This window comes from Nocardiopsis sp. CNS-639, from assembly GCF_000381685.1.
Taxonomy (GTDB): Bacteria; Actinomycetota; Actinomycetes; order Streptosporangiales; family Streptosporangiaceae; genus Nocardiopsis; species Nocardiopsis dassonvillei.
On the sequence record NZ_KB906865.1, the window covers coordinates 134,470 to 160,166 of the forward strand.

Below are 25,697 nucleotides of genomic sequence, written 5' to 3' on the forward strand. Positions count from 1 at the left end.
ACTCGCGGAGGCGGAGCGCGCCGTGTCCTCGGCGCCGACGACGGAGAGGAAGCAGTGATGACCGTTCCTGCGCATGGTTCGAACCCGGCCTTCCCAACCGTTCGCGAGCCCTGAGGGGCGCTTCCCCTCCTGACGGCTCGCCGCTCCAGAGAGTCCGTCGTGAACACGTACGACAGCACAGACACACCCGCCGCCTCCCCGCTGACCGCGCTGGGATGGAACCGCCGCGTCGAGCGGGCCTTCGACGCCGTCGCCGCGGCGAGTCCCCACCCCCTGCTCCCCGCGCGCGTCTCCTCCTCCCGCCGGGGCGGGGCGGTGATCCGCCTCCCCCGTGAGGCCGCCGCCGACTACTCCCCCGCCGTCACCAGGGCCGCGCAGGCCGACCCGTCCTCCGCCCCGTGCGGCGGCGACTGGGTCGCGGTGCGCCGCTCCGGCGACACCTGGGTCGTCGAGGCCGTCCTCGAACGCTCCGGCAGCCTCGTCCGCCAGGGCGTGGCCCGCGACTCCCACGACCAGGTCCTGGCCGCCAACATCGACGGCGTCCTGGTCTGCGAGGCCGCCGACCAGGGGCCCAACGTGGGCCGCCTCGAACGCTTCCTCAGCCTGTCCTGGGCGAGCGGGGCGACCCCGGTCGTGGCGGTCACCAAGGCCGAACTGGCCGGGGACCGCCTCCCCGAGGTGCTCGAACTCGTCGGCTCGGTGACCGCGGGCGCCGACGTGTACACCGTCAGCGCGCACACCGGCCTCGGTGTGGAGGAACTGGCCGCGCGGTTCCTGCCCGGCACCACCTGGGTCCTGCTCGGCACCTCCGGAGCGGGCAAGTCCAGCCTGGTCAACGCGGTGGCCGGACGGAAGCTGATGGACACCGGCGAGATCCGCCACGACCGGCGGGGGCGGCACACCACCACCCGCCGCCAGCTCCTCCAGCTACCGGGCGGAGCGCTGGTCCTGGACATCCCCGGGGTGCGGCGCATCGACGTGCCCGGCGACGCGCGGGGCGTGGACCGGACCTTCGCCGACGTCTCCGACCTCGCCGAACAGTGCCGCTTCCGGGACTGCCGTCACGGCGGCGAGCCCGGCTGCGCGGTCACCGCCGCCGTGGACGAGGGCGAGCTGGACGCCCGGCGGCTGGAGCGCTGGAACCGGCTCCGGCGCGAGTCCGAGTGGAACCGCTCCCGGGGCGACGCGCGCCTGCGCGCCGAGCGCCGCAGGCAGTGGAAGGCCGCCGACCGGCAGGGTCGGGAGAACGCCTGGCGCAAGCGGGGCGGCTAGGCAGTGTTTTTGGGGACCTCCGCTTCGCGTCGTCCCACCCGTCGCCCGCCACCACCCTCAACGGACGCGCTTCGCGCGCAGCCTTCCCGCGCAAGCGGGGCGGCTAGAGCCGGCGCGCCGCCTGCGGCGTGGGCGGCCCGCGGTCGCCAGGGCGGGGTCCCCGCGTTCCCGGTGGGACGCGGAAACCCCGCCGCCGTTCGTGACGGCGGGGATCCGGATCCGCGGATCCCGGGGTCAGAACCCGAAGGCGCGTCCCGCGTTGCCCGCGATGATCCCGGCCAGTTCGTCCTCGTCCATGCCCTTGACCCCCGCCAGCGTCCGCAGCGTGTGCGGGATCAGGTAGGGGGCGTTGGGACGGCCCCGGTAGGGCTTGGGGGTGAGGAAGGGCGCGTCGGTCTCCACCAGCATCAGCTCCGGCGGCGCCGCGGCGGCGGCCTCGCGCAGGGACTCGGCGCTGGCGAAGGTGACGTTGCCCGCGAAGCTCATGAAGTACCCGTGCTCGGCGCACACCTTGGCCATGGCGGCGTCGCCGGAGAAGCAGTGGAAGACCACCCTGTCCGGCGCGCCCTCCTCCTCCAGGATCCGCAGCACGTCCTCGTGGGCGTCGCGGTCGTGGATCATCACGGCCTTGCCGCGGCGCCTGGCGATGTCGATGTGGCGGCGGAAGGACTCCTCCTGGGCCCGCGCGCCCTCGGGGCCGGTGCGGAAGGTGTCCATACCGGTCTCGCCGACCGCCACCACCTGGGGCAGAGCGGCCAGCTCGTCGATGGCGGCCAGCTGCGCCTCCAACTCCGCCGTCCCGCCGGGCTCGCGGAGCTTGCCCGCCCAGTCGGTGTCGTCCACCTCCACGCCCGGGGCGCCGTCACCGTGCACGATGCGCGGCGCCTCGTTGGGGTGCAGGGCCACCGCCGCCCACACCCGGCCCGGGTGCGCGGCGGCCACCTCGGCCGCCCACCGCGAGGAGGCCAGGTCCACGCCCACCTGGACGAGCGGGGTCACCCCGGCGCCCTCGGCGGCGGCGATGATCTCCTCGACCTCCGGGGTCTGCATGTCCATGTGGGTGTGGCTGTCGGCGACCGGTACGCGCAGGGGTTCGGGTACCGGAGGGGGCGTCTGGTCGTTGCGCTCCCTGACCGCTCTGCCGCTGCGCTTTCCCATGCTCACGTTCCTCCACGAAGAAGCGCCGACGGGCGGTGCCCGCCGGCGCGGTCGTCCTTCTCTCCGCCGCGGCCGGGGCCTACCCGGCGGCGCCCTCCAGGCGGGCCAGCTCCTCGTCCACGACCGACTGGTCGAGCTTGGCGAACAGCGGCTCCGGACGGCCGAGCGGAGTGCCCACCGCGATCGGCCGCGACTCCCAGCGCGCCTCGTTGTCGGCGTAGTCCCCGGTGATGACCGGGTACTCCACCTCCTCCTCCGAGCCGCCGATCGTGTCGCGCCCGGCGTCGATGCGGGGCATGCCCGTCCAGGTGCCGGTGCCGCCGAGCATCGCGTACACCTTGTTCGCCGACTCGGGCAGGTACGGGGTGAGCAGCGTGTTGGCGTCCTGGACCAGCTGGAGCGCCACGTGCAGCACGGTGGCCATGCGCTCGGGGTCGGTCTTCTTCAGCGCCCACGGGGCCTGGTCGGAGATGTACTTGTTGGCCTCGGCCACGGTGCGCATGGCCTCCTGCAGGCCCGCCTTGAACTGGGACCGCTCCAGCCGCTCGCCCACCCTGGCGAACGCGGCCCGCGAGTCCTCCAGCACCCGGCGGTCCTCGTCGGTCAGCTCACCGGCCGCCGGGATCTCGCCCAGGTTCTTGGCCGCCATCGAGATGGAGCGGTTGACCAGGTTGCCCCAGGCCGCCACCAGCTCGTCGTTGTTGCGGCGCACGAACTCGGCCCAGGTGAAGTCGGTGTCCTGCGTCTCGGGACCGGCGGCCATGATGTAGTAGCGCAGCGCGTCGGCGGAGTAGCGCTCCAGGAAGTCGCGCACGTAGATCACCACGCGCCGCGAGGAGGAGAACTTGCGCCCCTCCATGGTGAGGAACTCGCTGGAGACCACCTCGGTGGGCACCTTCAGCTCGCCCAGCGGGCCGGGCTCGCCGCCCCGGTCCCCCTCGCCGTTGTGGCCCAGCAGGATCGCGGGCCAGACCACCGAGTGGAAGACGATGTTGTCCTTGCCCATGAAGTAGTAGGACCGGGCCTCGTCGCCCTGCCACCAGCGGCGCCAGGCCTCGGGCTCACCGATGCGCCTGGCCCACTCCACCGACGCCGACAGGTAGCCGATGACCGCGTCGAACCACACGTACAGGCGCTTGTTGGCGTTGTCGCTCCAGCCCTCCAGCGGGACGGGCACGCCCCAGTTGAGGTCGCGGGTGACCGCGCGCGGCTGGAGGTCCTCCACCAGGTTCAGGGAGAACTTGAGGACGTTGGGGCGCCACTGCCCCTCCTTGCCCTTGAGCCAGGTGGTCAGGGCGTCGGCGAAGGCGGGCAGGTCGAGCATGAAGTGCTCGGTGTCCACGAACTCCGGCTTCTCGCCGTTGATCCGCGAACGCGGCGAGATGAGGTCGATCGGGTCGAGCTGGTTGCCGCAGTTGTCGCACTGGTCGCCGCGCGCGCCGTCGTAACCGCAGATGGGGCAGATGCCCTCGATGTAGCGGTCGGGCAGCGTACGGCCGGTGGACGGGGACACCGCGCCCTTGGTGGTGTGGGCGAACACGTACCCGTTCTCGTGCAGCGCGGTGAACAGCTGCTGCGCGACGGCGTAGTGGTTGCCGGTGGTGGTGCGGGTGAACAGGTCGTAGGACAGACCCAGGCCCACCAGGTCCTCGGCGATGATCCGGTTGTAGCGGTCGGCCAGCTCGCGGGGGGTCACGCCCTCCTGGTCGGCCAGGACCTGCACCGGGGTGCCGTGCTCGTCGGTCCCACTGACCATCAGCACGTGGTTGCCCGACATTCGCTGGAAGCGGGAGAAGACGTCGGAGGGGACTCCGAAGCCGGACACGTGACCGATGTGGCGCGGTCCGTTGGCATAGGGCCAGGCGACCGCGGTCAGGATGTGACGATTCGACGACATGACCCAAGCCTAAAGGTACTGCCGCGCCGTGCTGAACTCCATTTCCCGCGCACGGCCCCGGGGCGCGCACGCGGCGCCGCACGCGCCGCGCCGGGCCCGGCCTCCCCGCGCGCGGTCCGGGGCACGGCGGCCCGGCGGTGCGACAGGGGCCGAAGGGACATTCCCCGGGGCTTGCCCCTACCCGTATGCTCTGCTGGACGAGCCGTGCGCCACCGGGACGCACGGTCGGGCAGCACTTCCCTCCCGGTCCTTCCCCGAGGCGGTGGTCACCATGGTTACCGGTGCCCTACCCCGCCCTGCCCGGCACACGACCGCCCTGCTGACCAGCGTGGTCCTGCTCGTCATCCTGTCCTTCCCCGTCGCCTCCGGCGGCGGGCAGCCGGCCGGACCGCCCCTGCCGCCGCACGGCCTGCTCAGCGCCCCCGAGGGCGCCGTGGCCGCGGCGGCGGACCAGGAGCGGGTGACCCCGCGCGAACGCGCGGACCTGGCCGAGAACCCGATGGTCACCGTCGGGCCGCCCGCCTCCACGTGCGACCAGCGGTCGGTGCTGCGCGACCTGCCCGACACCGTGCCCAGCAGCGCACTGCGCCTGGCGGTGTGGGACCAGCCCTGGTGGCCGCTCTCTCCCCCCGCGCCCGTTCCCGTCCCGGACCTGGACGCCCCCGGGGAGCTGCCGCCGACACGGGCTCCCCCTCCCACCGCGAACACCGCCATCTGACCATCCCCGCGCGTACCCCCCTGTCTCCGGCGTGCGTCGGGATCACCCGTATTCGCAGTGAAGAGGTACCAGGTCCTTGTCCAGTCAAACGGGAGCGGGCGCGCGTTGGACACGCGCCCTCATCTCCCTTCTCGTCATCCTCGTCGCGTTCGGCGCGGCGTGGTTCATCCCGCCGCGCCTGGGGCTCGACCTCAGCGGCGGCACACAGATCGTCCTGGAGACCCAGGACGGCCCCGAGGGCACACCCGCCAACTCCGAGAACACCGACCAGGTCGTCGAGGTGCTGCGCCAGCGCATCGACCGCCTGGGCGTGTCCGAGGCGACCATGTCGCGCTCGGGCGAGAACCGGATCATCGTCGAACTGCCCGGTGTGCAGGACCCGGCGGAGGCCGCGCAGATCATCGGCCAGACCGCCCAGCTGTCCTTCCACCCCGTGCTGGGTGTGGGCCAGGCCGGCGGCCAGGGCGTGCAGGCGCCCGCCCCGGGCGACTCCGCCAACGCCCCGCAGGCCACCGCGGACGAGGCGCGCGCCCCGTCCGACGCCGCGGCCGAGGGCGGTGACGAGGCCGCCGAGGGCGGCGGCGGGGAGATGACCCAGGAGCAGCTCGAAGAGCTCATGGCCCAGCAGGGCGGCATGGGAGGCATGGGCGGCCAGCAGCCCCCCGCCGGTCCCAGCGCGGAGAACCCCGAGGACGTCGTGATGACGCTCCCCGACTCCGACGGCACCCAGCTCCAGCTCGGCGAGACCGCCATCAAGGGCGACCAGGTGGCCAGCGCCGAGGCCGCGCTGGACAGCGTCAACCGCGCGCAGTGGACGGTCAACGTCAACTTCCGCGGCGAGGGCGCCGACCAGTGGACCGCGCTGACCGCCGACGCCGCCTGCTACGAGCAGGGCGACCCGCGCCGCCGCGTGGCCATCGTGCTGGACGGGCAGATCATCTCCGCCCCGGAGGTGAACCCGGAGTTCTCCTGCGACGTGGGCATGCCCGGCAACACCACCACCATCACCAGCCCCGACTTCACCAGTGAAACCGCCAACGACCTGGCCGTGCTGATCGAGGGCGGCTCGCTGCCGCTGCCGGTCACCGAGGTCCAGCGCCAGACGGTCGGCCCGACCCTGGGTGCCGAGGCCATCCAGGCCAGCGCCGTCGCCGCGGTCCTGGGCCTGGCCTTCACCACGCTCTACATCACGCTGGTCTACCGGCTGGTCGGCTTCCTGGCCGCCCTGGCCCTGGGCTTCTACACGCTCATCGCCTACGGCGCCCTGGTCGCCATCAACGCCACACTGACGTTGCCGGGCCTGGCGGGCTTCGTGCTGGCGATCGGTATGGCCATCGACGCCAACGTGCTGATCTTCGAACGCACACGTGAGGAACACCAGCGCCAGGCGAAGGTCTACGAGGCCAACAAGTCCGCCGGGCTGCGGGACGCCACCGAGGACGAGGCGGCCCAGGCCGAGTCCGGGGTGCTCACCCGCAAGCGGCGCCGGGCGGTGCCGCCGAGCCTGGAGAAGGCGTTCGTCGTGGGCTCCCGCAAGGCGTGGAGCGCCGTCCTCGACACCAACATCACCACGCTCATCGCCGCCGCCCTGCTGTTCTTCTTCGCCTCGGGCACCGTGCAGGGCTTCGGCGTGACCCTGAGCATCGGTACCCTCGTCTCGATGTTCTCCGCGCTGGTCATCGCGCGCGTGTTCGTCGAGTGGGCGGTGCGGCGCGCGGTCGTGCGCAAGCACCCGGCCGTCAGCGGCCTGAACCGCATCGGCGGCGTCCGCACCTGGCTGGTCGAGAAGAACCCCGACCTCATGGGCCACCGCGCCAAGGGCCTGATCGTGGCGGGTCTGATCGTGGCGGCCGCGGTCGCCGCTCCGCTGATCCGCGACACCAACCTCGGTGTGGAGTTCACCGGCGGCCGCGTGCTGGAGTACGAGGTCACCAGCGGGGAGGGCGTCTCGGTCGACGAGGCCCGCTCCGTCATCTCCGCGCTGGACTTCCCCGGCTCGGACACGGCCGTGGTCCAGGAGTCCGGTGACGGCGACATCTCGGTGCGCACCGGCAGCATCTCCGACGACGACGCGGCCCGGATCGCGGACGCCCTGGGCGAGCAGACCGGCGGCGTGGAACTGGTCAGCGACGAGCTGATCGGCCCGAGCATGGGCGACGAGCTGCGCAACCGGGCGCTGATCGCCCTGGGCGCGGCCCTCGCGCTCCAGATGGTCTACCTGGCCTGGCGCTTCCGCTGGTCGTTCGGCGTGTCCACCATGCTGTCGCTGGCCTTCAACCTGGTCCTGGTGGTCGGGCTGTTCATCTGGCTGGGCAAGCCGATCGACGGCGTGTTCCTCGCCGCGCTCCTGAGCGTCATCGGCTTCTCCGTCAACGACACGGTGGTGGTGTTCGACCGGGTGCGCGACGAGTGGGCCCGGGACGAGAAGTCGAAGTTCTCCGAGATCGCCAACCGCGCGGTGCTCAACACCCTGCCGCGTACCGTCAACACCTCCATCGGCGCGCTGATCATCCTGGGCTTCCTGACCTTCCTCGGCGGGTCCTCGCTCCAGGACTTCTCGATCGCCATGCTGGTGGGTCTGGCGACGGGCGTCCTCTCGACGATCTTCGTCGCCGTCCCGCTGGCCATCTGGCTCCAGAGGTGGGACAAGACCGACCCGCCGCACGTGGTCAAGGAGCGCAAGGCCAAGCAGAAGGTGGCCGCCAAGGCCGCCCGCGAGGCCGACGACGGCGCCGTCGTCTAGCGCCGCGCGGGGTTCCCGGCCCCTCGGCCGGGAACCCGCCGCGTCTCACACGGCCCGCCGCGCCGCCCGGGGGCGGCGCGGCGGGCAGCACAGCAGAGGGGCCCCGGGGACGCGCGTCCCCGGGGCCCCTCTGCTGTACCGGGTCAGGACGCCTGGACCGCGACCGGCGCGCCCTCGGAGGCCTGCACCAGGACGAAGCCCTGGCCCTCGAAGGAGAGCTGGAGCGCCTCGCCGCTGCCCCGGCCGATGAGCGCGCCCGCCTTGACCGTGCGGCGCACGCCCGTGCTCAGCGAGCTGGACCAGGCGACCGCGGAGTCGGTGTCCACGAAGGTCGGCTGGTCGACGTTGATCAGCACCGGGGCGCCGTGGCAGGCGATGGCCACCCTGCCCCGGCCGCTGAAGACCGTGTTGAAGAGGCCGCCGGCGGCCATGCCCGCGCCCTCCACACGGCGGATGTCCCAGTTCAGCCCGGCCTCGAAGGCGAGCACGTTGTCGCCGTTGACCGTGAGGTGGTCGTCCTCCAGGTCCACCAGGTGCACGTCCCAGGCGTCGCGGGCCAGGAACACGTCGCCGCGCCCGGACACCTTCATCAGCGGCAGCCCCTCGCCGGTGAAGGCCTTCTTGAAGAACTTGCTGACGCTGCCGGACCCCTCGTAGGAGAAGTCGACCTGGCCCTGGTAGGCGACCATGGCGCCCTGACGCGCGAAGAACTCGCCGTTGAGGCCCACCCGGAGCATCTTGTGGTTCTGCAGGTGCATACCCGGCTGGCTGGTCTCCTGGGCCTGCTGGAAGAGGTGGCTTCGCATGAACGTGTTCCCCATCGACGGTCTGGCTGGTTCACCTGGTCAGACGCTCCGGAACCGGAAAGGTTCCGCCGCGGGCCCGCCGTTTTCGGTCAGTCGGCGGACACGACCCCGTGCACCAGGTCGTAGACGCGGCGCTTGGGAACGCCGAACTCCCTGGCCACCCGGGCGATCGCCTCCTTGCGGCGCACGCCCTCCTCCTCCAAGTCCGAGACCGCGGCGACCAGGTCGGCGTCCCCGACCGTCCCGGGGTCGCGGCGGGCGCCCTCCACCACGAGGGAGATCTCGCCCCGCACGCCCTCGGCGGCCCAGGCCGCCAGCTCCCCGAGGCCGCCCCGGCGCACCTCCTCGTAGGTCTTGGTCAGCTCCCGGCACACGGCGGCGCGCCGGTCGGCGCCGAAGGCCGCGGCCATCGCCTCCAGGGTGGCGGCGACGCGGTGGGGGCTCTCGAAGAACACCATCGTGCGGCGCTCGGCCGCCAGGTCGGCCAGGTAGCCCGACAGGCCCTTGCGGGGCGGGAAGCCCTCGAAGCAGAAGCGGTCGGTGGGCAGACCCGAGACCACCAGCGCCGTGGTGACGGCGGACGGCCCCGGGATGGCGGTCACCGGGATGCCCTCCCCCGCGCAGGCGGCGGCCAGCCGGTAGCCGGGGTCGGACACCCCCGGCATCCCGGCGTCGGTGACGACGAGGACGTCGCTGCCCGCGCGCAGGTCGCCGAGCAGCTCGTCGGTGCGGCGGCTCTCGTTGGCGTCGTAGTAGGACACGACCCGGGCGCCCGCCTCCCCGCCCAGGCGCACGTCCGCGCGGGAGGCGAACTGGCGTAGCCTTCGGGTGTCCTCGGCCGCGATGACGCGGGCGCCCTCCAGGGCGCGCAGCAGCCTGGGCGGCGCGTCCTCCACGTTCCCGATGGGCACACCGGCGAGCGTCAGGGTTCCCGTCCCTCCACTCGTCCCAGCTCCACCCTCAACCACTGTGATCCCCGTCCTGTCGCGCTACGGTTGGCTCGTCACGCCATCCGAAACCTGGTTTCGTGGTCCGTCCGCAAAGGACAACCATCTCCGACCCCAACCTACGAGCCGAGGTAACGCGTTCCCCGCTCGAAGGCGGGGCTTTCGACCCCCGGGTCGAGGGCCTGGCGTTACCAGCACCAGCCAACACCAGGGAGGTGACCAGTTGGCTACGTTTCACACAGGTGAGAAGACCCACCAGGCCGTGCTTCCTCAGCGGCCTGCTCTGGAATCCGCGTCAGCAGACATTCCAAGGAACGGGAACGAAACGGGGCGCGGAAGCCACGTGCGCGTGGCACCCGGTGTGGAACATGTGCGAGGGGAGACCACCGGCGGTTCACCTACCGCTGGTGGCGTCACCCCCGTGCCCTCAGGGGCCGGGGAGCAGGCCCGTGAGGGCCGTCCACCGAAGACCACGCCCCGCAAGGGGCACCCGTACGTGTTCGTGCTGGACCGTCACGGCACACCACTACAACCCACCCGCCCCGCGCGGGCCCGCAGGCTCCTGGCCAAGGGCCGGGCGATCGTGGCCCGGCACACGCCCTTCGTCATCCGGTTGAAGGATCGCACCACCGCCGAGTCCGAGGTCGACGGGGTCGAGACAGGCATTGACCCAGGTAGCAAGCGCACCGGCATCGCCGTGTTCACCGACCGACATGGAGAACGCCGAGGCCGCTATGCGATACGGCTGGACCACCGAGGCGGTCAGATCGCCAAGAGGATGCGCCAACGCGCCGCCTACAGAAAGGGACGCCGTTCTCGTAACCTGCGTTACCGGACGGCCCGGTTCGACAACCGCACCCGTCCACGCGGGTGGCTGCCCCCCTCGCTCCGGCACCGGGTGGACACCACGCTGGCCTGGGCGGGTCGCCTGGCCCGGTGGGCTCCGGTCCGTGCGGTGCACGTGGAGCGGGTCGCCTTCGACGTCCACGCCCTGAGCGCGGGGCGTCCTGTGGAAGGGGTGGAGTACCAGCACGGCACCCTGCACGGCTACGAGGTGCGCGAGTACCTGCTGGCCAAGTGGGGACGGGCGTGCGCCTACTGCGGTGCCACCGGCGCCCCGCTCAACATCGACCACGTCCGTCCCCGTTCCCGGGGCGGATCGGACCGGGTGGCCAACCTCGCGCTGGCCTGTGTCCCGTGCAATCGGGCCAAAGCCGACCAGCCTGTCGAGGAGTTCGTGACCAACCCCCGCGCTCTCGCCGGGATCAGCGCGCAGACCAAGGCGCCGCTGCGCGATGCCGCAGCGGTCAACGCCACCCGGTGGGCGCTGTGGCGGTCCCTGGACGGGTGCCTGCCCACCCGTGTGGGATCGGGAGGTCGGACGAAGTGGAACCGCACCCGCAACCACCTGCCCAAGTCCCACACCCTGGACGCCCTGGCCGTGGGCAGGGTCGAAGCCATCACCACGGCTGTTTCAACGGTCCTGGTCGTCGGGGCCGCTGGGCGCGGCTCCTACGCCCGTACCCGGGCGGACAGGCACGGTTTCCCCCGGTTGCGTCTGCCCCGCCGCAAACGGTTCTTCGGTTTCCAGACCGGGGATCTGGCCCGAGCGGCCGTGCCATCGGGCATGAACGCGGGGACGCACACAGGCCGGGTGGCGGTGCGCAGCGGTGGGAGCCACACCCTGCAAACCTCGTATGGGCCGATCAAGACCTCATGGAAGAACCTGTGTCTGCTCCAGCGAGCGGACGGTTACGGCTACACCACCCAGAAGGAGGCAGGGGCTCCCTCCACCGCCTGAGGGCGGGAGTATCCACCCCGTACACCCGATGACCACCACCGCACCTTTCTCCGAGGCAGAGCCCTCGCCCCCGCCGCGGTCGGCGCGGATCCGCGCCCGCTTCCTGCCCGTCAACCCCGCGCCCCGCTGGCTGGGCTGGCTGGGCGCCTTCGCCGTCGCGCTGTTCGCCGGGGTGCTGAGGTTCTTCAACCTCGGCCAGCCCGACCGGATCTACTTCGACGAGACCTACTACGCCAAGGACGCCTACGGGCTCTGGAACTTCGGCTACGAGCACGAGACCGTCGAGGAGCCCGTCGAGGCCGACGACCTGCTCGCCCAGGGGTACCAGGACATCTTCACCGGCACGGGCGACTTCATCGTGCACCCGCCGGTGGGCAAGTGGATGATCGCCCTGGGCGACTGGCTGTGGTCGCTCCTGCCGTTCGGCACGACCATGACCCCCGAGGCCTGGCGGTTCGCCTCCGCCGTGGCCGGGGTGCTCTCGGTCCTCATCCTGGTGCGGCTGGCCACGCGGATGACCCGCTCGGTGCTGCTGGGCTGCACGGCGGGCCTGATCATGGCGCTGGACGGCCTGCACTTCACGCTGAGCCGCATCGCCATGGTGGACATCTTCCTGACCCTGTGGATCCTGGCCGGGTTCGCGTGCCTGGTGATCGACCGGGACAGCACCCGGGAGCGGATGGCCCGCCTGGCGGAGGCGGGAGGGGACCTGGCGGCGGTGGGCTGGCTGGGGATGCGCTGGTGGCGGCTGGCGGCCGGTCTGTGCTTCGGCCTGGCGGTGGGCACCAAGTGGTCGGCCCTGTTCTTCGTCGCGGCGTTCGGCCTGCTCACGGTGGCGTGGGACTACGGGGCCCGCAGCAGCGTCGGCCAGCGCGGCTTCTTCTGGCGGTGGCTGGGCGTCGACGCCGTCCCGGCGTTCGTGCAGACCGTGGTGGTCGCGGGGGTCGTCTACCTGGTCTCGTGGTCGGGGTGGCTGTTCACCCGGGGCGGTTACAACCGCGACTTCGCGGACGGCATGGCCCCCGAGTGGGTGCCCGGGTTCCTGCGGGCGCCGGTGGAGGCGCTGTGGAGCCTGGTGGACTACCACCAGCGGATGATGACCTTCCACACCGACCTGACCAGCGACCACGCCTACATCTCCGCGCCGTGGGAGTGGCTGGTCATGCGCACCCCGGTGATGTTCCACTACAACGGCGAGGTCGCCTCGTGCGACACGGGCGACTGCGTCACCTCCGTGGTCTCCATCGGCACGCCGGTCATCTGGTGGTCCAGCCTGCTCGCGCTGGCGGTGATGCTCGGCTGGTGGGTGACCTTCCGCGACTGGCGGGCCGGGGCGGTGCTGCTGGCCGTGGCCGCGGGGTGGCTGCCGTGGTTCGCCTACCCGGACCGGCCCATGTTCCTGTTCTACGCCGTCCCGCTGCTGCCCTTCCTGGTCCTGGCGATCGTGCTGGCGCTGGGCCTGGCCATGGGGGCCGGGGAGGACAGTCCGCGCTTCGCCCCCTACACGCGCGCGGTGGGCGGCATCGTCTACGGCGTGGTCCTGCTGTTGATCGTGGCCAATTTCGCCTACTTCTACCCGGTGTTGTCGGCGTATCCGATCGACGAGGGTATGTGGCGTGAACGCATGTGGTTCGACGTGTGGATCTACGGCAACGGCGGTTAGTGAACGGCGCCCCGGCGCATCCGTGTTCGGCCGCGCCCCATTAGTGGCCCGGCGAACGGAAATCAACAGTTGCGAGTAGCCGAAACAGGACAGGGAAAGAGCGCGATTCCCGTGTGGAAGGCCTCGGCAGGGCAGCACCCTCCCTGGTACTGTCAGCAACTGGTTGCTGTTGTAGTTTCCATGGATGCCCGGGGCGCCTCGCGGAACTTCACGTGGGCGCTCGCCGGTGCGGGATTCACCCGTCGGTCAGGCGCCCGGCGGCCCGGGGCCAGCAGGGTGCGGCCCCGCAGTAGTCCCCAAGGGAGTGCACATGGCTCAGGGCACCGTGAAGTGGTTCAACTCTGAGAAGGGTTTCGGGTTCATCGCCGTCGAGGGCGGTCAGCCCGACGTGTTCGTCCACTACTCGGCGATCTCGGGCACCGGCTTCCGGAACCTGGAAGAGGACCAGAAGGTCACCTTCGACATCATCCAGGGCCCCAAGGGCCCGCAGGCCGCTGACGTCAAAGCGGTCTAGAGCCGTCCTTTCCACGCGGTCGACGGAATTCCCGGTCGCCCGACGGCACCTTCCGCGTCCGCGTTCCCTTACTTGACGGCGCACCCGAGCAGCCGGGACCGGGTGGAGCGCCCGCGCCCAGCCCTCCGCTCGCCGAGCGGGGGGCTGGCCCGTGACCACCCCCTTTGCGGACGACCGGGGTGAGGTTACCCAAGCCCCCCGATACCGGTTAACCTGCTTGAAGCCGGTCGGTACACCGAAGGACTGAGGTCGCGCATGTTCAACATCAGCGGAGGAGAGTTCGTCGTCCTCCTCCTGCTCGCGCTGCTGATCTTCGGTCCGGACCAGCTGCCCAAGGCGGCCCAGCAGGTGGGCAGGGTGCTGCGCCAGCTGCGGACGATGGCCAATTCCGCCTCCAACGACATCCGCGAGGGGCTGGGCCCGGAGTTCAAGGACTTCGACGTGCAGGACCTCAACCCCCGGCGCTTCGTGCAGAAGCACTTCTGGGAGGAAGAGGAGCAGGAGAGCAAGCCCGCGGCCCGGCTGAACGGCAAGCGCCCTCCCTTCGACGACGAGGCCACCTGACGCGGGCCCCCGGCCGGAGCGCATCCTCCCCTGTCCGCGGCCTCACCCCACGAGCATGAGCACGAACAGGGCCAGGCCCAGCAGGATCACCGAGCCCACGATGATCGCGGGCGACCCGAAGGCCAGCACCAGGACCTCCACCGCCAGCGCTCCGCCGAAGGCCCCGGCCAGCCAGGGCCAGCGCGGGCCCGGCTCCCAGCCGTGGCGGCGCTCGCGGTTGAGCGTGATCAGGAACGCGCCCCCGATGAGCAGCCAGAACACCAGGTGGGCGAGCGCGCGGGTCTGCGGATCGACGTAGTCCGCCATCCCGCCGACCACCATCACGTAGGTCGTCGTTCCCGCGAGCAGCCGCCAGTGCCCGCCGGTCCTGCGTGCGGGGATGACCTTGCGCCGGGCCGGTGTGGTGCGCCGGAAGCGCTCCGCCGCGACCGCGGGCTCCTCCTCCACCGGTGCGACCGTGGTCTCACGCGGCCCGGGAGGCGGGGGTTCGGGGGGCGGGGGCTCGTATCCCCCCACGGGTTCGGCCTCCGGCGGCGGCCGGAGCTCCTCCGTCGGGGACGCGGGGTCCCCCGGCGTGGCCGGGGGGTCCTGCGGCGGGAACTCTTCGGGGTGGTATCCGCCGGGGTACTTCGGGGAGTCGGACACGGTCCGCCCCTTCACGGTCGCGCGGTGGGCCCCTGCCGGGGCCGGGGTTCGGTGTCCGGATCCCTACCCGGTGCCGCGCTCGGTCAAATCCCCGTCCCGGTGCCTTCCGGGGGCGGTGCGGGCCGGACGGCGGAGGCGGGGGACGAAGAAAGGACCCGACCGGTCCTCGGGGGTCCGGTCGGGTCCCTGTGCCGGGGTTCGGCGGAACCCTTTCGGCGGACTGGTTACAGCCAGGCCCACCCGTTGTCACGGGCAGTAATCACGCGCGTGGTCATGGCATCTACCTTTCGTGTGGCTTCCAGCCCATCCCACGACCACGATGGCGTAGAGCGCTCTCGGTCCGCAAGTCCCATGGGCGAATGTTCATCATTTTATGGCACGAGCACCACCGAAGCCCGCTGAAGCATGGTCCGAATAGCCGAATCCTGACTTGTTTCCCCAGTTCAGAAGGGCTTTCATTACCGCAGACAGAACAACTGCCAGCTTGGAGGCCTGCCAAAACAAGACATCCGCCAGGTCAAATCAACACCATGAATATAACGGAGAGCGACGGCGTTCCCATTTCCCCGGGACGGGAAATCGGGATATCCGGCGGCGTGCTTGGGCGCAACCCCGGAGATCAACACGGGCTGTTACCAGGGAGAACCTACTGAACCGAATGTCGGAAAGCAGAGCTATGCCAGCTTTGCACCATCACATCCGTTCTGTCTGAACGTGACTCTGCGTCATGGCGTCTTCGTTCCGGTCCCGCGGGCGCGCCCGCGGAGGGGAGTCCCCAGGGCACCTGTTTCGGTCATGCACAAAACCGCATATCCCACTTCCCTCTTTCCGGGCTCATGGTGGCGGCACCCTTCCACGCCGTTCCCGCGGTGTCGTTCGCACCGTTTCCCGCGGGTGCGCGCGGGGTAGCGGGCGGTGAGTTCGTCCGTTACCACTCCGCTCACCGAGCGCACATGAGACAATGGGCAGCCCCAGCAGGAGGTCTCCATGCGCATCCGTCTCCCCCGGCCGGCCCTTCTCCTCCTGGCCGGCGGTTGGACACGCCCGCACCGCGTCCGCCCGGACAGACCCGGGTCCCCGGTGCGCGAGAGCCCGTCACACGGCCAGGGACGGGACGGGTAGGAGATCCATGAGCGCACACCCCCTCTTCCCCGCCCAGGCCCCCTATGCCGGGGAGCCCGCCGCTCCGGCCGCCCCGATCCGCGCCATGGTCGTGGACGACCACGCGCTGTTCCGCCGGGGCCTGGTGTCGGTCCTGGACGAGGAGCCCGACATCGACGTGGTCGGTGAGGCCAACGACGGGGAGGAAGCCGTCCGCCTGGCCGCCGAGCTGCGTCCGGACGTCGTCATCATGGACGTGATGATGCCGCACACCAGCGGCATCGACGCCTGCTCGCGCATCCGTGAGGCGGTGCCGCACACCAGGTTCATCATGCTGACCATGAGCGACGACGAGAGCGACCTCTTCGACGCGCTCAAGGCCGGGGCCACGGGCTACCTGCTCAAGGCCATCTCGGTGACCGAACTCGCCGAGGCGGTGCGCGCCATCGTCAAGGGCGACTCGTTCATCAACCCGGCGATGGCGACCAAGCTCATCGGTGAGTTCGCCGAGCTGGCCAAGCAGGAGAGCGCCCCGCCCAGCCGCACGACCATCCCCGAGCTGACCCGGCGCGAGACCGAGGTGCTCAAGCTGCTGGCCCGCTCCCTGAACAACCGGGAGATCGGGGAGCGGCTGTTCATCACCGAGAACACCGTCAAGAACCACGTCCGCAAGATCCTGGAGAAGCTCCAGGTGCACTCGCGCACCGAGGCCGCCATCTACGCCGTCCGGGCCGAGTACGTCTCCGGGCGCTGAGGCCTTCCGGCCGGGTCGGGCTCCAGCGCCCGACGGACGGCCGCCAGCCGGACGCTGGAGCCCGACCGGCATCAGCAGCAGCACGAGCCCCAGGAGCACCAAGAGCGCCCGCGTGGACGCGTCCTGCGCGCCGCGGGCCGCACAGGGGCGCCGGGAGGAGGCGCGGCACCGTTCGGCGCACGCCCCGCGGCCGGTCGGGAGCCGCGCCGGGCGGACCTACTCCCCCGCGGAGGGGCCCCGGCCCGCGGCGGAGGGGCCGAAGAGCAGCCCGGCGCTGCGGCGGGTCACGGTGAGCAGGTCGGCGTCGCGGAACAGGTCCCCGAACCCCGAGCCCTCCAGGTTCCCCGTGAGGGAGAGCGTGGCGATGCCGTGCACGACCGACCAGCCCGCGACCATGGCGGCGGCCGCGTCCTCGACCTCCCGGCCCTCCTCGGCCAGGGACTCCACACCGGCGCGGAGCTCGTCGAAGGCCGCCGTGCGCGCCGCGTTCAGCTCGGCGTCGTCGTCGCTCAGCAGGCTGGGGGTGAACATCACGTCGAAGTGCGCCGGGTGGCCGGTCGCGAAGCGCACGTACTCCACGCCCGCCTCCAGGAAGCCCCCGCCGGACTCGCGGTTGGCCCGCAGCCGTGCGGCCAGTTCGCGGAAGCCCTCGGTGGCCAGGGCGTTGAGCACGCCCTCACGGCTGCCGAAGTGGTGCCGGGGGGCGGTGTGGCTGACCCCGAGTTCGAGTGCCAGCGAGCGCAGGCTGAAGGAGTAGGGCCCCTCCCTCGCGATGACCTCGGCCGCCTTCTCCAGGACGGCGGCCCGGAGGTTCCCGTGGTGGTATCCGTGTGCCATGGCTCCGCACCCTACGACGGGGGGTTGCCACTGTAAAGATTGCGGAGGCCTGCCCCGCCGCGAAGGCGGGGAGTACGCTGGACGGGTACCGGCCGCCCCGCGACAGGGGATAGCCGCTTCGCCGGTGACACTCGGGGCTCCGGTCCGGAAACGACCTCCCGCCGCAGGGAACAGCAGCACCGCCTCCGGACCGGAGCCCGCCCGGCTGTGCGCGCCGGGGCGCCGTGCGGGCCCCTCCGCGCCGGGGACGAGCACGGGAGCACCACCGGAGATCTCCCAGAAGTCTCCCAGGGGTGTCCCTCAGAACACGGCGAAGGCCCCTCCCGAACCCGGGAGGGGCCTTGCTGTCTGCGGTGGAGCTATGGGGATTTGAACCCCAGACCCCCTCGATGCGAACGAGGTGCGCTACCGGACTGCGCCATAGCCCCGAAGACGAGATCCACATTAGCAGGAAACCCGGAGTGGTCCGAACCGGCTTCTCCCGGTTCGGTCCCGAGGCGGGCGCGGCCCCGGCCCGGACCGCTCCCGGTCCGGACCGGATCAGTCCCCGGCCGCCCGCAGGCGGGCGTCCGCGTACTGGTCGTAGACCTGGCTGCGCCGCTCCTTGAGGGCGATCACCTCGGCCTCGCGCTCGGCCTCGCGCCGCCGCTCCGCCTCGTCGCGGCGGGCGCGCAGGACCTCGCGGCGGCGGGCCCGCAGGGCCGCCTCCCTGCGCTCGGCGTCGGCCTTGGCGGCCTCACGGAGCAGGACCAGGTGTCCGGCGAACAGCAGCACCGGCGGGGCGGCCACCCACCAGGGCCCCAGCCCGAGGGCCACGGCCACGAGGGTGGCGGCGTTCACCAGGATCAGCGTCGTGGTGCGACGGCGGCGGCGGGCGATGACGCGGGCGCGCGGCCCGGACTCGGCGCGGTAGCGCCCCGGGCGCGGCGCGCCCCCGGCGGGCCCGGGGGCGTCCGCCCGGGCGATGTCGTGGTCGTCACGGCGCAGGACCCGGGTCTCGGTGGCGTCCGGGTCCTCCGCACGCCCCTCGGCGTCCTCCCCGGCCTCGTCGGCCGCGGCCCCCGCGGGTTCCTCGTCCTCCCGCGGGTCCTCGTGGAAGGTGTCGGGATCCTTCCGCAGCAGCATCGGCACCAGGACTATGAGCCACACCACCACGATGGCCAGGTACAGAGGAGAGCTGCTCATCACCCCTCCTCACGATGACGGCCACTGGACGTTGATCGACACCTCGTCGACACCGCGCCGCGTGGTGCCCCCGGGGACGGAGACGTCCCGCCGGGGAGCGCCGCACCCGCCCCTCCCCGGACCCGGGGAGTTTCCGGTGCGCCATATCCACGCGTTGCCCGCATCGTCAATGCGTCTATGTTCCGCACGGTACGACCCCGTGTCCATAAATGCGCCACATTCTGACCGGAGTGTCGCAAGATTGTGGACTCTCAGTTTCGGACGCCCTGACCCCGGGGGTGAAAGCACAGGTCAGCCAACGACTGCGGAGTGCAGTCCCAATTCAACGCAAAGTAATGAGTCAATGTCACTAAAGTCAGGTTTAAGTTCCGGATGCTTCTGCGATGTTGGCACGTTCAGTTCGGCTCCGGGTACGGACTCGCCGGATCGTGTGGATCCCGGCCGCCGTTCGGGCCCTGTGGCCCCAAAGCGGAACCGGGGCCGGAACCGGGTTCCCCGGACGGTCCGGAAGAAGAGGACTCGTGGCGCCACCGGTACATCAGTCCCTGGGGGACCTCCTCAGCGGTGATCGCGTAGCAGATGTGGTCGCGCCAGGCCCCGTCGATGTGCAACTGTCTCCTGCGCACGCCCTCGTCGCGAAAACCCAGCTTGGCGACCACGCGTCTGCTCGCCCGGTTCTCGGGCCGGACGTTGGCCTCGATCCGGTGCAGCCCGACGCGGAAGAAGGAGTGGTCCACGGCCAGCGCGACCGCGGTCGGGGTGATGCCGAGCCCGGCGTGGGCGCTGTCGATCCAGTACCCGACCTGCGCCGACCTGGCCGAGCCCCACACGATGGCCCCCACCGTGATCTGGCCGACGAACCTGTCGCCGTAGAGGACCGCCCAGGGCATGGACAGGCCCTGCCTGGCCTCGTGGCGGATGGACTGGAGCATCGAGACGTAGGGGGTGAGCCCGGTGGTGCGCAGCGGCATCTCCGGATAGGTGGGCTCCCAGGGGCGCAGCCACTCCTCGTTGCGCGAACGCGTGTCCCGGAGCGCCGCGGCGTCGCGGAGCCGCAGTGGCCGGAGTACGACCGAACCCTCCTGGAGGGTGACGGGCCACCCATGTCTGCGATTCACGACCGTCCCTTCGATGCCCTCGGCACCGTAGCCCAGCGCTGCGACACCGGACGCGGAGGCGTCGGGTTCCCGTCGCCGGTGACGGGCTCCAGTATTCCACTCCCCGGGACGCGGCATGGCTGCGGTCGTCCCCGCGGGCAAGAATCGGCTGATTCTTAACTCCAATACTCCCGTACCGAAAACCGGCCCTGCCCCAAGGAATTCTCAACGGTCGGAATGCCCGGGATGTGATTCCGGTCATTGTCCGGTGTCATTCGGAGCGGGCGTGGTCGCCTCCGCGCAGCTGGTCCACCGCGTGCCGCAGCACCGGCGCCAGCACCTCCATCCCGTCGGCGGCGCCGCCCCGGGAGCCGGGCAGGTTGACCACGAGCATCCGGTGCCCCGCGCGCTCGGCGACCCCGGCCAGGCCGCGCGACAGGATCGCCGTGGGCACGCCCTTGTCCCGGCCCGCCGCACGCAGCGCCTCGGCGATCCCGGGGATCTCGTAGGACAGCAGGGCGCGCGTCACCTCGGGCGTGTGGTCGTGCGGGGTCAGCCCGGTCCCCCCGGTGGTGACGACGGCGTCGAGCCGCTCGTCCAGGGCGCGGCCGATGGCCCGGGCCACCGGTTCGCCGTCGGGGACCACCCACGGCCCCACGACCTCGCAGCCGATCCCGCGCAGCCCCTCGGCCACGACCGGTCCGGAGCGGTCCGGGTACACTCCCGCCGCCGCCCGGTTGGACGCCGTGACGACCGCCACGCGGGGGACGGGGGCGTCAGTCACCACGCCTCCAGTGGCCCTTCCTGCCTCCGGTCTTCTCCTCGACGCGCACTCCGGTGACCTCGGCCGCGGGGTCGATCGCCTTGACCATGTCCACCAGCCCCAGGGCCGCGGCCATGACGCAGGTGAGCGCCTCCATCTCCACGCCGGTGCGGTCGGCGGTGCGGACCGTGGCCCGGATGTCCACGCCCGCGTCCACGACGGTGAGGTCCACGTCCACCCCGTGCACGGCGATGGGGTGGCACAGGGGCACCAGGTCGGGGGTGCGCTTGGCCGCCTGGATCCCGGCGATGCGGGCGACGGCCAGGGCGTCGCCCTTGGGCACCTCTCCCCCGCGCAGGGCGGCGACGGCCTCGGGGCCGAGCAGCACCCGGCCCGACGCGGTGGCGGTGCGCGCGCTCACCGTCTTCTGCGAGACGTCGACCATGCGGGCGGCGCCGGATCCATCCAGATGGGTGAACCCGGAGGGGTGGTCGGCCCCCTCCCGCCGTGGGGTGTCGGTCATGGTCCCGCCAACTCCTCCGCTCGGAACGCGGGACGCGGCCGGTCGGCCGCGTCCGGGCGCGCCGGAGCGCGCCACCACGACCGTACGGCACTCTCGGGGCCCCCGCTCCACGGGTCCGCGGACCCGGTCGGGCGCGGCTCAGGCGGGTTCGGGCAGGCGCACCACCTCGACGCGGCTGCCCGCGGCCAGTTCGGTCACCTCCTCGGGCACCACCACGAACGCGTTGGCCCCGGCCAGGGCGGACAGCTGGTGCGAGCCCTGGTGCGAGGCCGGGGACACCGTGGACTCGGCGTCGCGCCCGTAGGGGGACTCCTCCAGCACCGCACGCAGGAAGGAGCGGCGCCCGGGCGGGGAGGTGACCGGCGAGGTGAGCAGGGCGCGCATGCTCGGCAGCGGCCGGGGGTCGAGCCCGCGCAGGCGGCGCAGCGCGGGCCGGACGAAGACCTGGAAGGACACGAAGGCGCTCACCGGGTTGCCGGGCAGCGTGATGATGGGGGTCCGGTCCGGGCCGATCACGCCGAAGCCCTGGGGCTTGCCCGGCTGCATCGCCACCTGGACGAACTCCACGGTGCCCTCGCGGGTGAGCACCTCCTTGACCACGTCGTGGGCGCCCATGCTCACGCCGCCCGTGGTCACCACGATGTCGGCGCGCACCAGCAGGTCGTCCAGCGTGTCGCGCACCGTCTGCGGGTGGTCGCCCACGAACCCGTGGCGGTGCACCTCGCACCCGGCGTCGCGCGCGGCGGCGGCGATCATGAAGCTGTTGGACTCCCAGATCTGGCCGGGGCCGAGCGGGCGCCCGGGCTCGACCAGCTCCTCGCCGGTGGAGAGCACCATCACGCGGGGGCGGGCGTAGACCGGGACCGAACGGCGCCCGACGGCCGCCAGGACTCCCATCTCCCCCGGGCCGATGCGCACGCCCGGCCGCAGCACGGTGGCGCCCGCGGTGACGTCGTCCCCCGCGCGGCGCACGGCGTTGCCCTCCTTCACCGGCCGGTCGAAGGTCACGCTGGCCGTGCCGCCGTCGGTCCACTCGACCGGGACCACCGCGTCCGCGCCCGAGGGCATGGGCGCGCCGGTCATGATCCGGGCGGACCTGCCCGGCAGGACCGCGGTCGGGGAGGGGTCGCCCGCCGGGATGTCGGCCACGACCGGCAGCCGCACGGGGTGGTCCGGCGAGGCCGACTCCAGGTCCGCGGCGCGCACCGCGTACCCGTCCATGGACGAGTTGTCGAAGCCCGGCAGCGACACGGGCGAGGTGACGGCCTCGGCCAGCACGGCGCCGTGTGCCTGGAGCAGGTCCAGCTCGGTCGGCACGGGGTCGGGGATCAGTGCCAGGACATCGGCGATGTGCTGTTCGACGCTCTTCACGGGGGTTCCTCCCGGTTCGCGGTTCCTGTGGTGGCCCCGCCTCCCCTCCCTCAGGAGACGGCTCGCGCCCCATTCTTGCCGCGTCCGGCCCCGTATGCGGTGCGCCGGGCCCCGGTCGGGGCGCTCGGGGGTCCCGCTCAGGGGCGCTGGGCCCGCGCGCGGTCGACGAAGTCGCTCAGCCAGGGCAGCAGTTCGTCGGCGAGGTCGGGGCGCCGGCAGGCGAAGTCCACGACCGTGCGGATGTAGTCGGCCTTGTTGCCGGTGTCGTAGCGGCGGCCGCGGAAGAGGACGCCGTGCACCGTACCGCCGTCCTCGGGCTTGCGCCGGGCCAGCTCGCGCAGGGCGTCGGTCAGCTGGATCTCACCGCCCCGGCCGGGCGGGGTCTCGTGCAGGACGGGGAAGACCGCCGGGTCGCAGACGTAGCGGCCGATGATCGCCCAGCGGCTCGGCGCCTGCTCGGGGGCGGGCTTCTCGACCAGGTCGGTGACGGTGACGACGTCGTCCTCGTCGGTGGGCTCGATGCCCGCGCACCCGTACAGGGAGACCTGCTCGGGCTCCACCTCCATGAGGGCGACGACGCTGCCGCCGTGGCGCTCGCGCACCTCGATCATGCGGCGCAGCAGGTCGGCGGACTCGATGAGGTCGTCGCCCAGCAGGACGGCGAAGGGGTTGTCACCGACGTGCGCCTCCGCGCACAGCACCGCGTGGCCCAGGCCGCGCGGCTCGCCCTGGCGGACGTAGTGCACCTGGGCGAGGTCGCTGGACTCGCGCACCGAGCGCAGCCGGGCGTCGTCGCCCTTGGCCTCCAGCGCCTCCTCCAGCTCGTAGGCCCGGTCGAAGTGGTCCTCGATGGAGCGCTTGCTGCGGCCCGTGATCATCAGGACGTCCTGGAGGGAGGCGGCCACCGCCTCCTCCACGACGTACTGGATCGCGGGCTTGTCCACGATCGGCAGCATCTCCTTGGGCGTGGCCTTGGTCGCGGGCAGGAAACGCGTGCCCAGGCCCGCGGCGGGTACGACCGCCTTCGTGACGGACACGGAACCGGAGGGTCGCTTGTGGTCGGTGGAGTCGTTCATGTCGGCACTTTAGGCCAGCGGTCGGCCGTCTCCGCGCCTGCACACACAGGAGGGCGCCAAGAAGTACGGATGGTTTCGGGTGGCGGAGGGTGGACCGCCACCGCTCGTTCACCGCACGGGTCAACCGGCCGGGTCGGGGCGGTGCCACACTGGGGCCATGGGCGAGAGCGGACTGCGTGAGGCCAAGGCCGGGCTGCGGAGGGGTTTCCTGGAGCGGCGGCGCGCCCGGGGCCCCGAGGAGCGCGCCCGGGCCGGGTCGGCGGTCCGCGACGCGCTGCTGGACGTCCCGTGGCTGGCCATGGGCGGGACGGTCGCCTGCTACTACTCCGTGGGCGGCGAGCCCGACACCCGCAAGCTGGTGGCGGCGCTGTGGAAGCGCGGCGCCTACGTGCTGCTGCCCGTGTTCCTGCCCGGCGGCGAACTGGACTGGGCGGCCTTCGACGGGCCGGACTCCCTGGCCCCGGCCGGTCACGGGCTGCTGGAGCCCGTGGGCCGCCGCTACGGGCCCGACGCGCTGGCCCGGGCCGACGCGGTGGTCTGCCCGGCCGTGGCCGTGGACCGGCGGGGGACGCGCCTGGGGCGCGGCGCGGGGTGCTACGACCGCGCGCTGGCCCGCAAGGGCCCGCACACCCCGGCGATCGCCCTGGTCCACGACGAGGAGTTCGTGGAGTCGCTGCCCGCCGAGCCGCACGACCGGCCGGTGGACGCCGTGGTCACCCCGTCCGGCGGGGTGCGGGTCCTCGGCGCGGGCGTGTGGCCGGGCGGGCCGGCCGAGCGGGAGCGGCTGAGCCGGAAGGACTGAGCGGGAGCGGCCGGACCGCGGGGTGGGGCCGGGGCGGGATTAACCCGGGCCCCGGGGGCGTTGTCGCTGGCGGTCGCGCTCCGGCGGCGCCCGGCGTCCGACCGCTCGCGCCCCCGCGCCGGTCCCCGTGGGCGAGGCCCTGTCACGGCTCCGGTCGGCGAGCGCGTACTATTTAGCAGTCAACGGGCGAGAGTGCCAGCAAGGAGGACCCGAACAGTGCCTACGTACCAGTACGCGTGCACCGAGTGCGGCGCCCAGATGGAGGTCGTGCAGAGCTTCAGCGACGACGCGCTGACCGTCTGCCCCGAGTGCGAGGGCCGCCTGCGCAAGGTGTACTCCGCCGTGGGCATCGTCTTCAAGGGCTCCGGCTTCTACCGCACCGACAGCGGCAAGTCCTCCAACAGCTCCGTGCTGACCGGCTCGGGCTCCACCGAGAGCAAGGACAGCGGGAACTCGGGCTCCACCGACTCCTCCACCGCGTCCTCCGCCTCCTCGGACACCAAGGGCTCCTCCTCGGACACCAGCAGCAGCACCACGGCCAAGGCCGGCAGCACCAGCGCCACCGCCGCGACGAGCTGACCGCCGGGCCGTTGACCGCCCACCGCGCCGCCGACCCCTCGGCGGCGCGCGGCATGTCCGGCCCCGGTGCGGGTGCGCCGGGCAGCCGCCCGCCGCGTCCCCGACCGGACGCCCCGGTGCGCGGCCCGCGCGATCGGGCCTGTGGACAACCTCCGGACGGCCCCTCCGCGGCCTAGCGTTGAGGTTATGACCAACGCCGCACCCCCGCCCTACCGGCACCGTCGCGCGCTCACCCGGCTCCTGGACCGGCACCGGCGCGTCATCGCCGCCCTCCTGGCCGCCTCCGCGCTCCTCAGCGCCGTCCTGGCCGTACGCCCCGCACCCGTACCCGTCACCCGTGTCCTGGTCGCCTCCCGCGACCTCGGCGCCGCGGACCCCCTCGCCGAGGGCGACCTCACCGCCCGGGACCTGCCGGCCGGGTCCGTGCCGGGCGGAGCGCTCGCGGCCGACACCGCGACCGCCGGGCTCCGTCTCAACGCCCCGGTACGCCGGGGAGAGGTGATCACCGACGCCCGGCTCGCCGACCCTCCCGCGCGGGCCTACGGCCCCGGCCTGGTCGCCGTTCCGGTGCGGGTGGCCGACCCCGGCGCGGTGGGCCTGCTCTCCCCCGGCAGCCGGGTGGACGTCCTCGCCGCCGGGGGCAGCGACGACCTCGCGCCCGCACGGGCGGGCCCCGCCGTGGAGGTGGTCAGCGACCGTCCCGTCCTGGCCCTGCCGGAGGAGGAGTCCTCGGGCGGCGGGGAGGGCGGCGCGCTGATCGTCGTCGCGGCCACGCCCGTCGAGGCCAGGAGTCTGGCGGGCCACGCGGCCGCCTCCCGGCTGTCCATCACCATCCGCGGTTGACCGGCGACGTCCGGTGGGCAAAGCTGTCCGGGCGCCGC

General features: G+C 72.4%; 23 protein-coding genes and 1 tRNA gene. 11 read left to right on the plus strand and 13 right to left on the minus strand.

The window, feature by feature from the left end; all coding sequences use genetic code 11:
- Positions 1–159: 159 nt before the first annotated feature.
- A complete protein-coding gene (gene rsgA, locus G011_RS0118815) occupies positions 160–1,272 on the plus strand; it encodes a ribosome small subunit-dependent GTPase A (protein WP_019609843.1) in 1,113 nt (370 codons plus the stop codon).
- A gap of 234 nt (positions 1,273–1,506) precedes the next feature.
- Here rsgA and G011_RS0118820 read toward each other — a convergent pair whose 3' ends face one another.
- Entirely contained in the window at positions 1,507–2,430 is a 924-nt protein-coding gene (locus tag G011_RS0118820) for a TatD family hydrolase (RefSeq protein WP_019609844.1), read from the minus strand.
- A gap of 79 nt (positions 2,431–2,509) precedes the next feature.
- Complete coding sequence (gene metG, locus G011_RS0118825) at positions 2,510–4,327, minus strand: methionine--tRNA ligase (RefSeq protein ID WP_013155073.1); 1,818 nt, start codon at positions 4,325–4,327, stop codon at positions 2,510–2,512.
- 271 nt (positions 4,328–4,598) lie between these two features.
- On the opposite strand from metG, the gene G011_RS0118830 reads away from it, so the two are divergent.
- Both G011_RS0118830 and secD read left to right on the plus strand, forming a co-directional pair.
- A complete protein-coding gene (locus tag G011_RS0118830) occupies positions 4,599–5,045 on the plus strand; it encodes a hypothetical protein (RefSeq protein WP_051104383.1) in 447 nt (148 codons plus the stop codon).
- A 76-nt stretch (positions 5,046–5,121) separates the two neighbouring features.
- Positions 5,122–7,788, plus strand: coding sequence for a protein translocase subunit SecD (gene secD, locus G011_RS0118835; RefSeq protein WP_019609847.1), 2,667 nt, complete (start codon positions 5,122–5,124; stop codon positions 7,786–7,788).
- A gap of 143 nt (positions 7,789–7,931) precedes the next feature.
- Here secD and G011_RS0118840 read toward each other — a convergent pair whose 3' ends face one another.
- Both G011_RS0118840 and rsmI read right to left on the minus strand, forming a co-directional pair.
- A complete protein-coding gene (locus tag G011_RS0118840) occupies positions 7,932–8,594 on the minus strand; it encodes an AIM24 family protein (protein ID WP_026338436.1) in 663 nt (220 codons plus the stop codon).
- A gap of 89 nt (positions 8,595–8,683) precedes the next feature.
- Positions 8,684–9,562, minus strand: coding sequence for a 16S rRNA (cytidine(1402)-2'-O)-methyltransferase (gene rsmI, locus G011_RS0118845; protein WP_036552810.1), 879 nt, complete (start codon positions 9,560–9,562; stop codon positions 8,684–8,686).
- A 400-nt stretch (positions 9,563–9,962) separates the two neighbouring features.
- Here rsmI and iscB point away from each other — a divergent pair, with 400 nt between their 5' ends.
- The 4 genes from iscB to G011_RS0118865 all read left to right on the plus strand — a co-directional run bounded on the left by iscB (position 9,963) and on the right by G011_RS0118865 (position 14,083).
- Positions 9,963–11,342, plus strand: a complete 1,380-nt coding sequence (iscB, locus tag G011_RS0118850; RefSeq protein WP_081642990.1) for an RNA-guided endonuclease IscB — start codon at positions 9,963–9,965, stop codon at positions 11,340–11,342.
- A 28-nt stretch (positions 11,343–11,370) separates the two neighbouring features.
- Entirely contained in the window at positions 11,371–13,005 is a 1,635-nt protein-coding gene (locus tag G011_RS0118855) for a dolichyl-phosphate-mannose--protein mannosyltransferase (RefSeq protein WP_019609851.1), read from the plus strand.
- 310 nt (positions 13,006–13,315) lie between these two features.
- Positions 13,316–13,519: a cold-shock protein gene (locus tag G011_RS0118860; RefSeq protein ID WP_013155080.1), complete on the plus strand. Its 204-nt coding sequence runs from the start codon at positions 13,316–13,318 to the stop codon at positions 13,517–13,519.
- A 255-nt stretch (positions 13,520–13,774) separates the two neighbouring features.
- Positions 13,775–14,083 (plus strand): sec-independent translocase, encoded by a 309-nt coding sequence (locus tag G011_RS0118865; RefSeq protein WP_019609852.1) that lies wholly within the window; start codon positions 13,775–13,777, stop codon positions 14,081–14,083.
- 42 nt (positions 14,084–14,125) lie between these two features.
- Here the strand turns inward: G011_RS0118865 and G011_RS0118870 are convergent, their stop codons facing one another.
- The gene (locus G011_RS0118870; RefSeq protein ID WP_026338438.1) at positions 14,126–14,728 is read right to left on the minus strand and encodes a hypothetical protein; all 603 of its coding nucleotides are present in this window, start codon (positions 14,726–14,728) and stop codon (positions 14,126–14,128) included.
- A gap of 1,129 nt (positions 14,729–15,857) precedes the next feature.
- On the opposite strand from G011_RS0118870, the gene G011_RS0118875 reads away from it, so the two are divergent.
- On the plus strand, positions 15,858–16,583 hold the full coding sequence (locus G011_RS0118875) for a response regulator transcription factor (protein ID WP_019609853.1): 726 nt from the start codon (positions 15,858–15,860) through the stop codon (positions 16,581–16,583).
- Positions 16,584–16,799: 216 nt separating this feature from the next.
- Here the strand turns inward: G011_RS0118875 and G011_RS0118880 are convergent, their stop codons facing one another.
- From G011_RS0118880 to galU, 8 genes are all read right to left on the minus strand, one after another.
- Positions 16,800–17,420 carry a TetR/AcrR family transcriptional regulator gene (locus G011_RS0118880; protein WP_019609854.1) on the minus strand — a complete coding sequence of 207 codons (621 nt, stop codon included), beginning with the start codon at positions 17,418–17,420 and terminating at the stop codon, positions 16,800–16,802.
- 354 nt (positions 17,421–17,774) lie between these two features.
- Positions 17,775–17,848, minus strand: a tRNA-Ala gene (locus tag G011_RS0118885).
- A gap of 112 nt (positions 17,849–17,960) precedes the next feature.
- Positions 17,961–18,605: a hypothetical protein gene (locus G011_RS0118890; RefSeq protein WP_019609855.1), complete on the minus strand. Its 645-nt coding sequence runs from the start codon at positions 18,603–18,605 to the stop codon at positions 17,961–17,963.
- 395 nt (positions 18,606–19,000) lie between these two features.
- Positions 19,001–19,723, minus strand: coding sequence for a GNAT family N-acetyltransferase (locus G011_RS0118895; RefSeq protein WP_019609856.1), 723 nt, complete (start codon positions 19,721–19,723; stop codon positions 19,001–19,003).
- Positions 19,724–19,973: 250 nt separating this feature from the next.
- Positions 19,974–20,486 carry a molybdenum cofactor biosynthesis protein B gene (locus tag G011_RS0118900; RefSeq protein WP_026338439.1) on the minus strand — a complete coding sequence of 171 codons (513 nt, stop codon included), beginning with the start codon at positions 20,484–20,486 and terminating at the stop codon, positions 19,974–19,976.
- The gene (gene moaC, locus G011_RS0118905) at positions 20,479–20,988 is read right to left on the minus strand and encodes a cyclic pyranopterin monophosphate synthase MoaC (RefSeq protein ID WP_019609858.1); all 510 of its coding nucleotides are present in this window, start codon (positions 20,986–20,988) and stop codon (positions 20,479–20,481) included. The genes G011_RS0118900 and moaC overlap by 8 nt, the downstream gene beginning before the upstream one ends.
- A gap of 138 nt (positions 20,989–21,126) precedes the next feature.
- The gene (gene glp, locus G011_RS0118910) at positions 21,127–22,359 is read right to left on the minus strand and encodes a gephyrin-like molybdotransferase Glp (RefSeq protein WP_019609859.1); all 1,233 of its coding nucleotides are present in this window, start codon (positions 22,357–22,359) and stop codon (positions 21,127–21,129) included.
- Positions 22,360–22,496: 137 nt separating this feature from the next.
- Positions 22,497–23,435: a UTP--glucose-1-phosphate uridylyltransferase GalU gene (gene galU, locus G011_RS0118915; protein ID WP_013155090.1), complete on the minus strand. Its 939-nt coding sequence runs from the start codon at positions 23,433–23,435 to the stop codon at positions 22,497–22,499.
- Between the two features lie 157 nt (positions 23,436–23,592).
- Between galU and G011_RS0118920 the strand changes: the two genes are divergently transcribed.
- The 3 genes from G011_RS0118920 to G011_RS0118930 all read left to right on the plus strand — a co-directional run bounded on the left by G011_RS0118920 (position 23,593) and on the right by G011_RS0118930 (position 25,659).
- Positions 23,593–24,237 carry a 5-formyltetrahydrofolate cyclo-ligase gene (locus tag G011_RS0118920; RefSeq protein WP_019609860.1) on the plus strand — a complete coding sequence of 215 codons (645 nt, stop codon included), beginning with the start codon at positions 23,593–23,595 and terminating at the stop codon, positions 24,235–24,237.
- A gap of 216 nt (positions 24,238–24,453) precedes the next feature.
- Positions 24,454–24,816, plus strand: coding sequence for an FmdB family zinc ribbon protein (locus tag G011_RS0118925; protein WP_019609861.1), 363 nt, complete (start codon positions 24,454–24,456; stop codon positions 24,814–24,816).
- A 186-nt stretch (positions 24,817–25,002) separates the two neighbouring features.
- Complete coding sequence (locus G011_RS0118930; protein ID WP_019609862.1) at positions 25,003–25,659, plus strand: SAF domain-containing protein; 657 nt, start codon at positions 25,003–25,005, stop codon at positions 25,657–25,659.
- Positions 25,660–25,697 lie beyond the last annotated feature (38 nt).

Excerpts from the sequence above, each read along its gene's own strand:
- G011_RS0118820 (WP_019609844.1), bottom strand. The coding sequence starts at position 2,430 with ATGGGAAAGCGCAGCGGCAGAGCGGTCAGGGAGCGCAACGACCAGACG.
- metG (WP_013155073.1), bottom strand. The coding sequence starts at position 4,327 with ATGTCGTCGAATCGTCACATCCTGACCGCGGTCGCCTGGCCCTATGCC.
- G011_RS0118830 (WP_051104383.1), top strand. The coding sequence starts at position 4,599 with ATGGTTACCGGTGCCCTACCCCGCCCTGCCCGGCACACGACCGCCCTG.
- G011_RS0118840 (WP_026338436.1), bottom strand. The coding sequence starts at position 8,594 with ATGCGAAGCCACCTCTTCCAGCAGGCCCAGGAGACCAGCCAGCCGGGT.
- G011_RS0118855 (WP_019609851.1), top strand. The coding sequence starts at position 11,371 with ATGACCACCACCGCACCTTTCTCCGAGGCAGAGCCCTCGCCCCCGCCG.
- G011_RS0118860 (WP_013155080.1), top strand. The coding sequence starts at position 13,316 with ATGGCTCAGGGCACCGTGAAGTGGTTCAACTCTGAGAAGGGTTTCGGG.
- G011_RS0118865 (WP_019609852.1), top strand. The coding sequence starts at position 13,775 with ATGTTCAACATCAGCGGAGGAGAGTTCGTCGTCCTCCTCCTGCTCGCG.
- G011_RS0118875 (WP_019609853.1), top strand. The coding sequence starts at position 15,858 with ATGAGCGCACACCCCCTCTTCCCCGCCCAGGCCCCCTATGCCGGGGAG.
- G011_RS0118880 (WP_019609854.1), bottom strand. The coding sequence starts at position 17,420 with ATGGCACACGGATACCACCACGGGAACCTCCGGGCCGCCGTCCTGGAG.
- G011_RS0118890 (WP_019609855.1), bottom strand. The coding sequence starts at position 18,605 with ATGAGCAGCTCTCCTCTGTACCTGGCCATCGTGGTGGTGTGGCTCATA.
- moaC (WP_019609858.1), bottom strand. The coding sequence starts at position 20,988 with ATGACCGACACCCCACGGCGGGAGGGGGCCGACCACCCCTCCGGGTTC.
- galU (WP_013155090.1), bottom strand. The coding sequence starts at position 23,435 with ATGAACGACTCCACCGACCACAAGCGACCCTCCGGTTCCGTGTCCGTC.
- G011_RS0118920 (WP_019609860.1), top strand. The coding sequence starts at position 23,593 with ATGGGCGAGAGCGGACTGCGTGAGGCCAAGGCCGGGCTGCGGAGGGGT.
- G011_RS0118930 (WP_019609862.1), top strand. The coding sequence starts at position 25,003 with ATGACCAACGCCGCACCCCCGCCCTACCGGCACCGTCGCGCGCTCACC.